Origin of the sequence: Enterobacter sp. BNK-13 (assembly GCF_048685015.1) — a bacterium.
GTDB classification, from domain to species: Bacteria; Pseudomonadota; Gammaproteobacteria; order Enterobacterales; family Enterobacteriaceae; genus Enterobacter; species Enterobacter quasiroggenkampii.
The window spans coordinates 2,383,222-2,397,858 of sequence record NZ_JBLQTP010000001.1 but is presented as its reverse complement, the minus strand read 5'-3'; the positions used below and the strand labels follow the sequence as shown (position 1 = coordinate 2,397,858).

Genomic DNA, 14,637 nt, shown 5'->3' with positions numbered 1-14,637 from the left:
TGAGCGCTAATCATACCAGCAGGAATACGCCATGCGATTCACGATTATTTCTACGAAACCCGGTCATCAGCCGCCGCAAAGCAGCTGTGATTTTTACGCCCCGGGCGGCACCATTGGGCGCGGTACGGATAACAATCTGGTGTTGCCGGACAATGACCGCACCATCTCTCGTCTGCAGGCCATTGTTCACGTTGACGCTCAGGGCGAATGCCGCGTCACTAACCGTGGCAGCGTCACCCGCGTGGTATTAAATGACATTCCGCTGGAGCGGGGACGTCAGGTTGAGCTGCAGGATGGCGATATTCTCGGTATTGATGACTACCGTATCGAAGTGACCGAACTGATCCACGATACGCAGCCCGTAAGCCGCATGGCGGCCAGCCTGCACCAGCAGGCGCGTCCGACGGTCGCCCCTGCGCCTGCGCAGCAGCCGAAACCGGCGAGCGCCACACCGCGTGGGAAAGCCGAACCGACCGCCGTGCCAACGGAGATCTGGGATAGCCTGATGCAGGAGTTCTCCATCTCCGACAGCATCTCCAGTAACCGCACAAAGCCGCAGTCTGCTGCATCGCACGATCCGTTCTCCCAGCCTGCGGCTCCGGAGCGGAACGCCGAAGATCCGCTGGCGATGTTTAACGACAGCGATCCGACGCTCGAGCGTAAGCATGTTGATCCGGATACGCTGTTCAGCGATGAAGCGTTGTTCAAAAAAGAGAGTATTTTTGACGACGTCACCCCGTCAACCCTGGTGCCGCCGGGCGAGACGAGCCCCGTTAAGCCAGAAGAAGAGGCAACGGATGAGCTCGATCCGCTGGCCCTGTTTGGCGGTAAAGCCAGCGCGCCAGCCGCGCGCAATGACGACCCGCTCGGGCTGATGGGCGGCGCGCCGTTAACCCATCCGGATGACATTATCAACGAGAAGCCTGCCCCCGTGCCGGAACCTGAGCAGGAAGAGGACGTCCTGGCCGATTCCCCGCTGTTCGCCCCTGAGCCGCAGGAAGAACCGCGTGCTGAAGAGGAACCCGCGCGACCGGATTACGCTGGCTTCACCATGCCGACGCCACAGGCCGTTGCGCGCAGCAGCGCGCAGGCCCCGAAGGGCCGCCTGCGCATCGACCCGGTCAATAACGCCGCCTCGCCAGCCGCCACGGCAAACAGCGGTGAGAAGGGCGAAGTGCTGCAGGGCGAGCTGCTGGAAGCGCTGCTGGAGGGGATGGGGCTCAGTGAAATGCAGCCCGTTCCGCAGTTTGACCGTGAAAATATGCGTCAGCTGGGGCAGATCCTCGGTATGTTCTCTCAGGGGACAGTGGCGCTGCTCTCCTCGCGCTCTATCCTCAAGCGCGGCGTAAAAGCCGACATGACCATGGTGCTCGACGATGCCAACAACCCGTTCAAGCTGTTGCCGACCGGCAAAACCGTGTTAATCCAAATGTTCGGCACCCCGATGCCGGGCTTTATGCCGCCGACCAAATCCGTGCGCGACGCGCTGATCGATCTGCAGGCGCACCAACTGGGTATGATCTCTGGCATCCGCGCCATCATTGCCGCGATGCTGCAGTCCTTTAACCCGGAGCAGCTGGAAGAGCAGGCGAAGCAGAACGGCATGACCTCGCGTCTGGCGCTGCCGGGCAGCCGCAAAGCCGCCCTGTGGGACTACTTTGTTCGCAGCTATGGCGAGACGGCGGGCGAGATTGAGGACGACTTCCACACCCTGTTCGGCGAGGCCTTCCTTCATGCGTATGACATGGAGGTCAATCAGTACAAAGACTCACAGAGCGGATCGGAAGACAAATGAATATCGCAACGGCTTCTCTCTCCCGCCAGGGGACGCGCGCCAGCAACCAGGATCAGACGGGAGAAACCATAGGGGAACGTTCAGCCTGCTTTGTCGTCTGCGACGGCATCGCGGGGCTGCCGGGCGGCGAGGTGGCCGCAGCGCTGGCCCGCAACAGCATTATCTCCCGCTTCGATGGCGACAAACATCTTAATGCGCAGCACATCCGCGACTACGTGCAGACGGCGAATCGCACCATTCTCAGCGAACAGCAGGCCGTTCAGGACTATCGCCGGATGGGCACGACGCTGGTCAGCCTGTTCATTGACCGTGATTACGGGCTGGCCTACTGGGCCCATGCCGGAGACAGCCGCCTGTACCTGTTCCGCCGCGGATGGCTGTGGCATGTGACCACCGACCACAGCCTGGTGCAGCAGATGAAAGATGCCGGACACCAGACCGACAACCTGAACAGTAATCTGCTCTATCTGGCGCTCGGGATTGAAAACGGCGGGCCGGAAGCGAGCTACAGCGACGTGGTGCAGGTTGAAGACGGCGATGCATTCTTACTCTGCACCGACGGATTCTGGCACGGCGTCAGCGAAGAGCAAATGAAGCAGTCGCTGCACATGGTGAATACGCCGCAGGAGTGGCTCACCTTAATGAACCAAATCATTCAAAAGAATGGCGAGCAGGAGGGGAATGCTCAGGATAACTATACTGCCCTGGCGGTATGGATGGGCAACCCTCAGGACACCACTTTGCTGCACACCCTCTCTGACGCAGCACAATTTCTTCCCTGCGGAACTGATTAGACACACAAGGAACGATATGAAACTTTGGCTATCGGGTTTGGCACTTCTGGCGGCGACCTCTACCGCGCAGGCTGAAAATTTCCGCATCGTGCAGTCTCCTGCGCAGAAGCTGGATATCTGGATCGACAACATCAAAGACAACACGCCGCAGAGCTGGTGTAAGCCTGAGGTGGCGCTGCGTATTGTGGCGAACGGCAAGAAAGACGTCTCCGTGCTGGAGAACTTTGTGCCGCGTCTTGGCTCACTGCTGGAACACCAGTGCAGCAAAGTGAATAAACTCAGCTGGACGCTCAACGATCCGGCGGGTACCACGCTGGCGCAGGGCACGGCTGGCAAAGCACAGGACTGGGCGCTGGTGGTGAAACAGGAGCAGGCCGCGTCTGCCGCGACCGTCACCGCCACCCCAGCCAGCGGCGCGTTACTGCCGCCCGATCAGAACGTGGCTTCCCGCACCGTTGCCGCCGACCGTACGCCGTGGCAGGAGTTTACGCTTCAGGACGGCTGCCACCTGCGCACCTTCTGGGAAGGGGGCGCTTCTGCACCGGCGCTCTTTATTCCCGATTCTGACACCACCCGCTGCGGGAACGGCAGCTGGCTGAGCGGACACACCGTTGTGTCGCAGTCCCGCAACGGCGGGCAGAAAGAGATGGCGGTAACATACATTCATGGCTTCCCGGTCACCGGGCTGAATCAAAGCGCCGACCCGGAAAACGCACTGATCACCTCCGTCAACAAAGAGCGCATGGTATTCAGCACTCCAAACAGCGACCAGAGCTGGATGATCCTGCCTTACGACAACGCCCTGAACAGCTGGAAGAGCAACGGCACGGTCGCGGTGGAGATTTCCCGTGAAACCGCCAGCGATGATGCAAAACTGCAGGCGCGTATCGCGGCGGTGAAAAAAACCTGGAGCGCCTGGGTGGCACCCGGTACCCCGCTGAATATCGTTCTGATTGACACCCTGCGTCCTCAGCTGCGCGATCCGGCCGTCGGCGCATGGCGCGCGGCAAATTAAGGAATGGCAATGAATACGCTCTATCAACACCTGGCGGGTGAGTCGCTTAACGACGCGCTCGTGCGTCTGGAAGCAGAAATCAAAGCCCGTCCGGCAGATGCCGACCTCCGCGCCGCGTTCGTGCAGTTTTTAACCCTGAGCGGCAACTGGACGCGTGCCCTGACCCAGCTGAAAAGCTGGCTGGCGTTGAAGCCGCAGGCGAAGCCCACCGTCACGCTGCTGGAGCAGTCCATTCAGGGCGAGCTGCAGCGCGCGCAGGTGATGGCGGGACAGGCGCGTCCGGCGATGCCTGAAACCCAGTGGCCGTGGCTGACCACCCTTGCCGCGGCGCTGAGCGAGGAGGGCGAGCGCGCGCAGGCGCTGCGTCTGGAAGCCCTTGAACAGGCGCAGGCAAACCCTGGTAGTGTCACCCTTGAAAACGACGAGACGCAGGCCTTTGACTGGCTGATGGACGGCGATGCCCGTCTCGGCCCGGTGTGCGAAACCATCGTCAACGGCCGCTATTTCTGGCTGCCGTTTAACGCTATCGCGGAGATCCGTTTCCAGGCGCCTGCCAGCGTCACCGATCTGGTCTGGCGTCACGCGCTGGTGCGCCTGACCGACGGAACGGAGCAGGTGTGTCAGATCCCGGCGCGTTACCCCTTTGCAGCCGATGCCTCTGATGCGGTCAAACTGGGCCGCACCACCGACTGGCACCCGCTCGATACTGACGGCACGCTGTATGAAGGCCAGGGCCAGAAGGCCTGGCTGAGCGAGCAAAGCGAAAGCCCGCTGCTGTCCTTGAGCCTCGTGACGTTCGCGACGGATGGAGCCGATGAGTAATCCCGCTGGCGAAGGCGATCTGTTGCGCAGCGGCTGGCAAGCCCGCAGCAAGCATGAGAAGGTGGGGGCGCGCGACAAAATGCAGCCTTCGCTGCTCGATCGCCTCACCGATAACGATCCGGAAAAAAAGCGCGAGTCGGCCAACAGCAATCTGATCACCCACGCCGCCCTGCGTCGCAATGTGCTGCGGGATCTGCAGTGGCTGTTTAATACCATCAACCACGATGCCTCCGGTGATTTGAGCGCGTTACCGCACGTGAGCCGCTCGGTGGTTAACTTCGGCGTCGCGCCGCTGGCCGGGAAAAGAATGTCGGACATCGAATGGCACGACATTCAGCGCAAGCTCACCGAGGCTATCATCAATTTTGAACCACGCATTTTGCCGCAGGGGCTGCAGGTCCGCTGCGTGTCGGATACCTCCTCGCTGGATCTGCACAACGTGCTCTCCATCGAGATAAAAGGGCGTTTATGGTGTGTGCCGTACCCGCTGGAGTTTCTGTTTCGTACCGATGTCGATCTGGAAAACGGCCATTTTGAACTGAAAGATGCGGGGTAATCATGGAAAGTAAACTGCTCGAATACTACAACCGTGAGCTGGCCTACCTGCGCGAAATGGGGGCCGAGTTTGCCGAACGCTACCCTAAAGTCGCCGGACGGCTGGGCATGCGCGGCATCGACGTGGCGGACCCGTATACCGAACGCCTGATGGAAGGGTTCGCCTTCCTGACCTCCCGCGTGCAGATGAAAATGGACGCGGAGTTTCCGCGCTTCTCCCAGCGTCTGCTGGAGATGATTGCGCCGAACTATCTTGCGCCCACGCCGTCGATGGCGATTGCGGAGATTCAGCCCGACAGCAGCCGGGGCGACCTGAGCAAGGGCTTCATCGTGCCGCGCGGTACCATGATGGACAGCCTGGCGCTGAAAAAAACCGGCGTGACCTGCAGCTATACCACGGCGCACGAGGTCAACCTGCTGCCGCTGAAAATCGACAAGGTCGAGCTGGGCGGTGTCCCCGCCGATTTGCCGCTCGCACAGCTGGGTCTGAGCCAGCGGGGGATCGGCAGCGCCCTGCGGATCCGCATCGCCTGCGATGGCCCGCAAAATCTCGGGCACCTGGATTTCGACCGTCTTGAGTTTTTCCTCGCCGGTCCGGATATCGAGGCGCTGAAGCTGCTGGAGCTGGTGATGGAGCACCACGCCGGGATCGTCTGTCAGACGGTCAGCCCGCAGCCGCAGCGACAGCTGCTGGCGTCGGACGTGCTGCGCCAGGAGGGTTTTGAGCCTGACCAGGCGCTGCTTCCGGACGATCTGCGTAACTTCGACGGCTATCGCCTGCTGCAGGAGTATTTCGCGTTTCCGGCCCGTTTCCGCTTCATTAGCCTCAGCGGCCTGAGCACGCTGATCCAGCGCTGTGAAGGTGAAAAAGCCTTCGACATCTTCATCCTGCTGGATAAGTCGGATGAACAGCTGGAGCGCGTGGTCGATGCCAGCCACCTGGCGCTGCACTGCACCCCGGTCATCAACCTGTTCCCAAAGGTCGCGGCGCGTCAGAAGCTGAATGAAGGCCAACATGAATACCATCTGGTGGTCGATAACATCCGTCCGCTGGATTATGAGATTTACGCGGTCAAAAAAATCTATGGCAGCGCGGATGGTCAGCGCGATGACCAGACGTTTCGCCCGTTCTGGAGTACCTGGAGCGGCGATGCGGGCAACTACGGAGCCTATTTTTCCCTGCGCCGTGAACAGCGCGTGCTGTCCGAGCATGCCCTGCGCTACGGCACCCGTACCGGCTATATCGGCTCGGAGGTCTTTGTCTCGCTGGTGGATGAACAGCACGCCCCCTGGCAGGAAAACCTGCGCTATATCTCTGCCGAGGTGCTCTGCACCAGCCGCGACCTGCCGCTGATGCTGCAGCAGGAGCTCGGGCAGTTCATTATGGCGGACTCCATGCCGGTGAAATCCCTCACCCTGCGTAAAGGCCCGACGCCACCGCGTCCGGCGCTGGCAGAAGGGTTCAGCACCTGGCGGCTTATCAGCCAGTTGCAGATGAATTACCTCAGCCTGATGGACAGTGACAATGAGGAGGGGGCTGCCGCGCTGCGCCAGCTGTTAGGACTGTACGCCAACCTGGCCGAAACGCCCGTGGCGCGTCAGGTGGAAGGCGTTCGTCACTGCGTACTGGAGCCGGTTCACCGCCGCGTGCCTGAACCCGGCCCGGTGGTGTTCGCCCGCGGGATCGGCATTACCCTGACGGTGGATGAGCGAGCCTTTTCGGGGGCCAGTCCGTGGCTCTTCGGCAGCGTGATGGAGCGCCTCTTTGCCCGCCTGGTCTCCATCAACAGCTTTACGGAGTTCTCCCTGAAGAGTCAGCAGCGCGGCGAGATTGGCTACTGGGCGCCGCGCATGGGTAAAAGGGCGCTGATATGAGTGACGCCGCCACTGTACCGCTGCGCGTGCATCGCCTGACGAAGCTGCCGGACGCGTTCTGGCACGGCGTCCGTGAGACGCCCTGGCGCTACGATCTGTTTCAGCTGTTAAGGCGCATTGATGCCCAGGGCGGCGAGCGCTACCCGCTGGGCCGCGCGCCGCTGCCAAAATTTGAACCGCTGCGCATCGGCCAGCAGCCGTCGATGAGTTTTGCCCCGTCGACGCTGGCCAGGGTGCGTCAGCGGGAAGAGAGCGGGCTGCATGAGGTGTCTATCCTCAGCTTCGGCCTGTTTGGCCCGAACGGCCCGCTGCCGGTCCACATGACCGAGTACGCCCGCGAGCGTATTTATCATCATCAGGATACCAGCCTGAGCGCGTTTGCCGATCTGTTCCATCATCGTCTGGCGCTGCTGTTTTACCGCGCCTGGGCGGATGCGCAGCCCACCGTCTCGCTGGACCGCGCCGATAACAAGCGCTTTGAGGGCTATCTGGCGTCGCTGATTGGTATGGGCCAGCCGGGTCAGATGGACAACGGCAGCCTGAGCTCACACGCGCGCTTTACCCACGCCGGGCACCTGACCCGTCACGGGCGGGATCCGGAGGGGCTGGAGAAGATCCTGCGCAGCTATTTTAAGGCGCCGGTCAAACTGGTCAGCAACGTGCCGCAGTGGATGCCGCTCTCCACGCGCGAGCAGGCGCAGCTGGGAGCAGGACGCCGCATGCCGCGCATGGGTGAGTCCGCCTTTCTCGGCGTCGCCGTCCGCGACGTGCAGCATAAGTTTCGCATCGAGATTGGCCCGCTGAGCGCGGAGGAGTACAACCGCTTTCTGCCGGGTGAAGCGTGGGTCACCGAACTGCGCGACTGGGTGCGTCAGTACGCCGGAGTGGAGTTTGAATGGGAAACGCGGGTGATCCTGCACGCAGACGCGGTGCTGGGCGCCACGCTCGGCGGTCATGCGCGATTAGGCTATAACACCTGGCTGGGCCTTCAGCCGCAGCCTGTCCCGCGCGGCGATCTGGTGTATCGCGCAGAGCGGTAATCCTTCCGTATACCGAATCATTGTTAATGGAAACTAACATGTCAGAAATTAGCCGTGCCGTGCTTTTCGGCAAACTGGATACGCTGTTATTTACCTCTCTGGAAAGCGCCACTGCGTTCTGCAAGCTGCGCGGCAACCCCTATGTTGAGCTGGTGCACTGGCTGCATCAGCTGATGCAGCAGCAGGATGGCGATCTGCAGCAGGTCATCCGCCACTTTGCCCTTGATGAACAGCAGCTGACGCGCGATATCGTTGCCGCGCTGGATGTGCTCCCGCGCGGGGCGAGTTCCGTTTCCGATCTCTCCGAGCATATCGACAGCGCCGTGGAGCGCGCCTGGGTCTTCGGCTCGCTGAAGTTTGGCGTCAGCCGCATTCGCGGCGGCCATTTGCTGATCGGCATGCTGAAAACCTGGAATTTGGCCAACGTGCTGAAAAGCATCTCGTCGCAATTCACCCGCCTTAACGTCGAGGTGCTGATTGAGCAGTTCGACGCTATTTGCGCCAACAGCAAAGAGACGCAGCAGGCTGCTGCTGCCGTCGATGCACCGGCGGGTGCGGTACCGGCTGCGCAGGGAACGCTGGCCCAGTACGGTCAGGACCTGACCGCCCGCGCCCGCGACGGGAAGATTGACCCGGTTGTCGGGCGCGACGAGGAGATCCGCCAGATGGTCGATATCCTGATGCGCCGTCGTCAGAACAACCCGCTGCTGACCGGGGAAGCCGGGGTCGGCAAAACGGCGGTGGTGGAAGGTCTGGCGCTGCGTATCGCCGACGGCGACGTGCCGGAGCCGCTGCAGAACATTCAGCTGTGGCTGCTGGATATCGGCATGCTGCAGGCCGGTGCTGGCATGAAAGGCGAGTTTGAAGCCCGTCTGCAGGCGCTCATTAACGAAGTCCAGTCCAGCGCCACGCCGATCATTCTGTTTATCGATGAGATCCACACCCTGATTGGCGCAGGCGGCCAGCAGGGGACCGGCGATGCGGCGAACCTGCTGAAGCCAGCTCTGGCGCGCGGCCAGCTGCGCACCATCGGGGCCACCACCTGGGCGGAATACAAAAAGTACATTGAGAAAGATCCGGCGCTGACCCGTCGTTTCCAGACGGTGCAGGTGCACGAGCCGGACGAAGCGAAAGCCATTCTGATGCTGCGCAGCACCGTGTCGCCGCTGGAGACGCATCACCAGGTGTTGCTGCTCGACGAAGCGGTCAGCGCGGCGGTGAAGCTGTCTCATCGCTACATTCCGGCGCGTCAGCTGCCGGACAAAGCCGTGGCCCTGCTCGACACAGCCTGCGCCCGCGTCGCGGTCAGCCAGAGCGCGCCGCCGGCGCAGCTGGAAGACTGCCTGCGCCATCTTGCCGCGCTGGATGTGGAAATTGAGATTGCTGAACGCGAAGCGCGCGTGGGGGCCGGTGATGCCGATCGCGTCACGGCATTACGCGCCGAACGAGACGCGTATGAGACAAAACGCGCAGCCCTGGCCGAGCGCTGGGAAGAAGAACGCAGCCTGGTGCAGGAGATTATCCGCCTGCGCGCCGCGCTGTTCGCGGCGGGCGAGGAAGATACCGCTGAGCTGCGCGGCAAGCTGGCGGAACAGCAGCAGGCGCTGAACGCCTTACAGGGTGACGAGCCGCTGCTGTTTGCCGCGGTGGATGAAAACGTGGTTGCCGCGGTGGTCTCTGACTGGACCGGGATCCCGCTGGGCCGGATGGTGAAAAACGAGATCGACGCGGTACTCAACCTTGCCGACACGCTGAACCAGCGTGTTATCGGCCAGCGTCACGGTCTGGATCTGATTGCCCGCCGCGTGAAAACCTCGCGGGCGAAGCTGGACGACCCGAACAAGCCGGTGGGCGTCTTTATGCTGTGCGGCCCGTCCGGCGTTGGTAAAACCGAAACCGCGCTGGCGCTCGCCGAATCTCTGTACGGCGGCGAGCAGAACGTCATCACCATCAACATGAGCGAGTTCCAGGAAGCGCACACCGTCTCCACCTTAAAAGGTGCGCCTCCAGGGTACGTAGGGTATGGTGAAGGCGGGGTATTAACCGAGGCCGTCCGCCGCCGTCCATACAGCGTGGTGCTGCTGGACGAAATTGAGAAAGCGCACCCGGACGTCCATGAGATCTTCTTCCAGGTCTTTGATAAAGGCTGGATGGAGGACGGCGAGGGACGCCACATTGATTTCCGCAATACCATCATTATTCTGACCTCCAACGTCGGTACCGAGCTGATTAGCGCCATGTGCGCCGATCCGGACCTCATGCCGGAGCCTGAGGCCTTAAGCGGCGCGTTGCGCCAGCCGCTGCTGGAGGTCTTCCCGCCCGCGCTGCTGGGCCGTCTGCTGGTGGTGCCGTATTACCCGCTCAGCGACGAGATGCTGGGGCAGATTGTTCGCCTGCAGCTCAGGCGCATTCAGCGTCGTCTGGAAGAGAATCACAGCATCATTTCTGAGTTTGACGACAGCGTGGTGGAACAGATTGTTCAGCGCTGTACCGAGGTGGAGTCGGGGGGACGCATGGTGGATGCTATTCTGACCAACACCCTGTTGCCCCAGATGAGCCAGATCTTACTTACCGCCAGCCGCAGCGACGAGCAGTACCGACGTCTGCATGTCACCTGCGAGCAGGGCGAGTTTCACTGTCAGTTTGCCGCGTAATAATCATCAAGAGAACTGTAAAAGATGACGGATAATGATAACAATCGGACTGTCCCAAACGCGCTCCCGGTCGGGTACCGCTTCAACGAGTTTGAAATCAAAGAGGTGATCGGCGGCGGCGGTTTTGGCATTGTCTATCGCGCGTGGGATCACCAGCTCGAACGCACTATCGCTATCAAAGAATTTATGCCTTCCTCGCTCGCCGTACGCGGCGACGACATGACCCTGGTGCTCCGCAGCGAGCGCTTTGGCAAAGCGTTCTCTGCGGGCCTGAACAGCTTCATTCAGGAAGCGCGTCTGCTGGCGCGCTTTAACCACCCGAACCTGCTGCACGTCCTGCGCTTCTGGGTGCAAAACGACACGGCCTACATGGGTACGCTGTTTTACAGCGGCACCACGCTGTCACGCCTGCGTGAAGAAAAGCCGGAGCTGATCAACGAAGCCTGGATCCGCCGCACGCTGCCGATGCTGTTTGGCGCGATCAAGACCATCCACGACGAAGGCTACCTGCACCGCGACATCTCTCTGGATAACATCCAGATCCAGGATAACGGCCTGCCGGTGCTGCTCGATTTCGGCTCCGCGCGCCGCACGATTGGTAACCTCTCCGACGAAACGGAAACCATGCTGCGCCCGGGCTTTGCGCCTATTGAGCAGTACACCGACGACAACGAAAGCGAGCAGGGCCCGTGGACGGATATTTACGCCCTCGGCGCCGTGCTGCGTACCCTGATTGTGGGTTCTCCGCCGCCGGTCAGCGTGGTGCGCTCTATTCAGGATACCTGCAAACCGCTGGTGGAAATCATGCCGCAGGGCTATTCCATCCCGCTACTCCAGGCCATTGACCGCGCGCTGGCGCTGCACATGGAGGATCGTCCGCAGTCCATCGACGAGTTCGCCGCGCTGATTGAAATGCCGGTCGCGGGTATCAACGATGTGCTGACGGCGAAAAAGCCCGGCACGATGCTGGTACCGGTGGAAGACGAAAAACCGGCGTCGCTGCTCGACTGGCGTCGCTACAGGATCCCGGGCATGGTTGCCGCAGGCGTGCTGGTCGGCGTTGTCGCTGGCGCGATGCTGTTTAGCGGCGGCAAAGATACGCCAGAGCAGGCTGCGCAGGCACCGGCAGAGACGCATCCAACCGAAACCGCCGCGAACACGCCAGACGTGAAGCCAGAAACGGCGAAGGTAAGCGAACCGGCGACGGCACAGCAGACGCCACCGCCTGTCGCGAGCCCTGTTGCGTTGGTCTATATCCGCATCCTCGACGGCGAAACGCTGAAAGTAAACGGCGAGCCAAAAGCGCTGCGCCCGGGAACCAACGGCTATGCATCGCTCAAGCTGCCAGCCGGTGAGGCGAAGATTGAACTGCAGGGCAACGGAAGAACGCGTGGCCAGACGCTGGATATTGCCAAGCCGGGCACCTGGCTGGTGAATCCGTAGGAATATAAACAGGAGATACTATGGAAGTGTACAATCTTCGAAGCCAGAGGCTTCACATCCAAAGGAATGTGAGAAGGTTGTCTCTCCTGTTTATGCGTTTTGAATTTAACTCTAATCTGGAGAGTTGAGTTGAAGCCAACATGTGCCTCCCCATTTTTGTAAATAATAATATCGGGCGTACACAAAACAACCTCGCTCATTTAAATAGCAATCTATGGTATTTCTGGGGAAGCATGGATCTTCTCGCAATGTTACTTTATTGCGTGAATTCAGTTCGCCACGACAGAATTCCATTCATTTCTGATGCAAAAGCGTTTGGTGATTCGTTGCATTATTATGCAGGTGATGGTTTCAGCATTTTGGTCATGCTTTTTTTTGTGCTTGACTTACTTTTATTACTCTCTTTGTTTACTTCGGCCTGGTTATTCTTCAAGCGAAAGATTGGAGCGGTTAAATTTGCACTTGCTCAGGAATTATTTCGCTTGATTTCATTCAGATGTTCGGTCTCATTGTTCCCTCTTTTATTAAGTATGTTTGATATTTCAAACATCTGGTTGAATGTAGGTTTATTTGTCACATCAGAGTCACTGAAAATCTACTCTCTTGTTTTTTGGATGATCAAGAGGGAAAAGCCCCTTTCTTGAATGACGCTTTATCACAGATGCGAACCCCTTTTCTGCATCGCATAAGCTAGATGGAATAAAGATTATGCTCAACCGAATTACCGTTCAGCTCCCGGTGGAGGGGCTTCTGTTCTGGAAACTGACGGGCCGCGAGGCGATGTCCGAGTCGTTCGCGCTGACGCTGACCGTGCTCGGCACGGACGCACGCATTGACCGCAGTAAGCTGCTGGGCCAGCCGGTCACGGTGGCTATCCCGACGCAGAATCTGCTGACGTCCCGCTATATTAACGGCAAGATTACCCGCGTGGCGGTCAGCGCCGTTGAGCTGACGGGCACCCGCTATGCGGTGTACCAGCTGACGGTGGAGCCGGACCTGTGGCCGATGAAGCGCGACCGTAACCTGCGTATCTTCCAGGGGCAGACGGTGCCGCAGATTGTGAAAACCCTGCTGGGTGAGCATCAGGTCAACGTTGAGGACAAACTCATCGGCAGCTACCGGGTGTGGGACTACTGCGTGCAGTATCAGGAGTCGAGCCTGGACTTCGTCAGCCGCCTGATGGAGCTGGAGGGGATTGCCTATCACTTCCGCCATGAGGCGGACAAGCACACCCTGGTGCTCACCGACGCCGCCACGCAGTACCAGCCGTTCAGCGGCTATGAGGTCATTCCTTACCACCAGACGCCGTCGGGCGGCAGTACGGACGAAGAGGGCATCAGCCAGTGGGCGCTGGAGGACAGCGTGACGCCGGGGATTTACAGCCTCGACGACTATGACTTCCGCAAGCCGAACGCGTGGCTGTTCCAGGCCCAGCAGAACCCGGCGTCGCCGAAGCCGGGCAGCATCGACGTGTACGACTGGCCGGGTCGCTTTGTGGACAAGGGGCACGGGGAGTTCTATGCCCGTATCCGTCAGGAGCGCTGGCAGGTGGAGCATCAGCAGATTCAGGCCACCGCGACGGCGGCGGGGATTGCGCCCGGGCACACCTTCACCTTAACCAACGCGCCGTTCTTCAGCGACAACGGCGAGTATCTGGTCACTGCCGCGGGTTACCACCTCGAAGAGAACCGCTATGCCAGCGGCGAGGGGGAGACCATTCACCGGACCGATTTCACGGTCATCCCGTCGGCGGTGGTGTACCGTCCGGCGCAGACCACGGCGTGGCCGCGCACCTACGGCCCGCAGACGGCGAAAGTGGTGGGGCCGAAGGGCGAGAGTATCTGGACGGACAAATACGGCCGGGTGAAGGTGAAGTTCCACTGGGACCGTCTGGCGAAGGGCGATGACACCAGCTCCTGCTGGGTGCGCGTGTCGAGCGCGTGGGCGGGCCAGGGCTACGGCGGGGTGCAGATCCCGCGCGTCGGCGATGAGGTGGTGGTGGACTTTATCAACGGCGACCCGGACCGTCCGATCATTACCGGTCGGGTGTACAACGACGCGAGCATGCCGCCGTGGGCGCTGCCGGCTGCGGCGACGCAGATGGGCTTTATGAGCCGCACGAAAGACGGTTCCGTGGACAATGCCAATGCCCTGCGGTTTGAGGATAAAGCGGGCGCAGAACAGGTATGGATCCAGGCCGAGCGCAATCTGGATATTAACGTCAAAAACGACGAAACACATTCTACTGAAAAAAATCGAACCCAGTTCGTTGGCGAAGATGAAACCTTACGGGTAGCGAAAAATCAGAAATCAGGGATTAAAGGCGATGTGGTATGCCTGACGGGGAACAGTCGAAACGATAAAGTCGTTAATAATTTTATACTTTCCGCAGGAAATACGCTGAGACTGGAATGTGGTGAAAGCGCCATCGAGCTATCAAAAGACGGCAGCGTCCATATCATTGGTAATAATTTTAACTTTACTGCGAAACAGAACGCGCAAATTAATACGCTTTCCGGCGAATTACATTTGAACCCTGATGATGGACAAAATGTCATCGATCCGCCTGGCGCATCCCTTCAGGGTGAAATCCAGCAGGAAGTGGATAGTTTTTTTGTTATTAATGGCAATAAATAAGAGTAAC

The 14,637-nt window shown here is 60.1% G+C and carries 11 protein-coding genes; all 11 read left to right on the top strand.

Annotation, left to right across the window (positions count from 1 at the left end):
* Positions 1-31 precede the first annotated feature (31 nt).
* The 11 genes from tagH (at position 32) to ACMGGQ_RS11545 (ending at position 14,630) form a co-directional block, all read left to right on the top strand.
* Complete coding sequence (tagH, locus tag ACMGGQ_RS11595; RefSeq protein WP_048029470.1) at positions 32-1,795, top strand: type VI secretion system-associated FHA domain protein TagH; 1,764 nt, start codon at positions 32-34, stop codon at positions 1,793-1,795.
* Positions 1,792-2,589 carry a PP2C family protein-serine/threonine phosphatase gene (locus tag ACMGGQ_RS11590; RefSeq protein ID WP_008502637.1) on the top strand — a complete coding sequence of 266 codons (798 nt, stop codon included), beginning with the start codon at positions 1,792-1,794 and terminating at the stop codon, positions 2,587-2,589. Before tagH ends, ACMGGQ_RS11590 begins: the two co-directional genes overlap by 4 nt.
* Before the next feature lie 16 nt (positions 2,590-2,605).
* Positions 2,606-3,604, top strand: a complete 999-nt coding sequence (locus ACMGGQ_RS11585; protein ID WP_048029471.1) for a hypothetical protein — start codon at positions 2,606-2,608, stop codon at positions 3,602-3,604.
* A gap of 9 nt (positions 3,605-3,613) precedes the next feature.
* Positions 3,614-4,426, top strand: a complete 813-nt coding sequence (locus tag ACMGGQ_RS11580) for a type VI secretion system accessory protein TagJ (protein WP_420290063.1) — start codon at positions 3,614-3,616, stop codon at positions 4,424-4,426.
* Complete coding sequence (gene tssE, locus ACMGGQ_RS11575) at positions 4,419-4,982, top strand: type VI secretion system baseplate subunit TssE (protein WP_420290062.1); 564 nt, start codon at positions 4,419-4,421, stop codon at positions 4,980-4,982. The genes ACMGGQ_RS11580 and tssE overlap by 8 nt, the downstream gene beginning before the upstream one ends.
* Positions 4,983-4,984: 2 nt before the next feature.
* Entirely contained in the window at positions 4,985-6,856 is a 1,872-nt protein-coding gene (tssF, locus tag ACMGGQ_RS11570) for a type VI secretion system baseplate subunit TssF (protein WP_420290061.1), read from the top strand.
* The gene (gene tssG / locus ACMGGQ_RS11565) at positions 6,853-7,896 is read left to right on the top strand and encodes a type VI secretion system baseplate subunit TssG (protein ID WP_045908274.1); all 1,044 of its coding nucleotides are present in this window, start codon (positions 6,853-6,855) and stop codon (positions 7,894-7,896) included. The genes tssF and tssG overlap by 4 nt, the downstream gene beginning before the upstream one ends.
* Positions 7,897-7,934: 38 nt before the next feature.
* The gene (tssH, locus tag ACMGGQ_RS11560; protein ID WP_045908275.1) at positions 7,935-10,550 is read left to right on the top strand and encodes a type VI secretion system ATPase TssH; all 2,616 of its coding nucleotides are present in this window, start codon (positions 7,935-7,937) and stop codon (positions 10,548-10,550) included.
* Positions 10,551-10,574: 24 nt separating this feature from the next.
* Positions 10,575-11,993, top strand: coding sequence for a serine/threonine protein kinase (locus ACMGGQ_RS11555; RefSeq protein ID WP_248221698.1), 1,419 nt, complete (start codon positions 10,575-10,577; stop codon positions 11,991-11,993).
* 233 nt (positions 11,994-12,226) lie between these two features.
* A complete protein-coding gene (locus tag ACMGGQ_RS11550; RefSeq protein WP_231597158.1) occupies positions 12,227-12,637 on the top strand; it encodes a hypothetical protein in 411 nt (136 codons plus the stop codon).
* Positions 12,638-12,701: 64 nt separating this feature from the next.
* Positions 12,702-14,630: a type VI secretion system Vgr family protein gene (locus ACMGGQ_RS11545; RefSeq protein ID WP_420290060.1), complete on the top strand. Its 1,929-nt coding sequence runs from the start codon at positions 12,702-12,704 to the stop codon at positions 14,628-14,630.
* Positions 14,631-14,637 lie beyond the last annotated feature (7 nt).

Bases quoted from the DNA above. Each gene is read 5' to 3' on its own strand.
- tssF (WP_420290061.1), top strand. From the start codon at position 4,985: ATGGAAAGTAAACTGCTCGAATACTACAACCGTGAGCTGGCCTACCTG.
- ACMGGQ_RS11545 (WP_420290060.1), top strand. From the start codon at position 12,702: ATGCTCAACCGAATTACCGTTCAGCTCCCGGTGGAGGGGCTTCTGTTC.
- tagH (WP_048029470.1), top strand. From the start codon at position 32: ATGCGATTCACGATTATTTCTACGAAACCCGGTCATCAGCCGCCGCAA.
- ACMGGQ_RS11555 (WP_248221698.1), top strand. From the start codon at position 10,575: ATGACGGATAATGATAACAATCGGACTGTCCCAAACGCGCTCCCGGTC.
- ACMGGQ_RS11585 (WP_048029471.1), top strand. From the start codon at position 2,606: ATGAAACTTTGGCTATCGGGTTTGGCACTTCTGGCGGCGACCTCTACC.
- tssE (WP_420290062.1), top strand. From the start codon at position 4,419: ATGAGTAATCCCGCTGGCGAAGGCGATCTGTTGCGCAGCGGCTGGCAA.
- ACMGGQ_RS11590 (WP_008502637.1), top strand. From the start codon at position 1,792: ATGAATATCGCAACGGCTTCTCTCTCCCGCCAGGGGACGCGCGCCAGC.
- ACMGGQ_RS11550 (WP_231597158.1), top strand. From the start codon at position 12,227: ATGGATCTTCTCGCAATGTTACTTTATTGCGTGAATTCAGTTCGCCAC.
- tssH (WP_045908275.1), top strand. From the start codon at position 7,935: ATGTCAGAAATTAGCCGTGCCGTGCTTTTCGGCAAACTGGATACGCTG.
- ACMGGQ_RS11580 (WP_420290063.1), top strand. From the start codon at position 3,614: ATGAATACGCTCTATCAACACCTGGCGGGTGAGTCGCTTAACGACGCG.
- tssG (WP_045908274.1), top strand. From the start codon at position 6,853: ATGAGTGACGCCGCCACTGTACCGCTGCGCGTGCATCGCCTGACGAAG.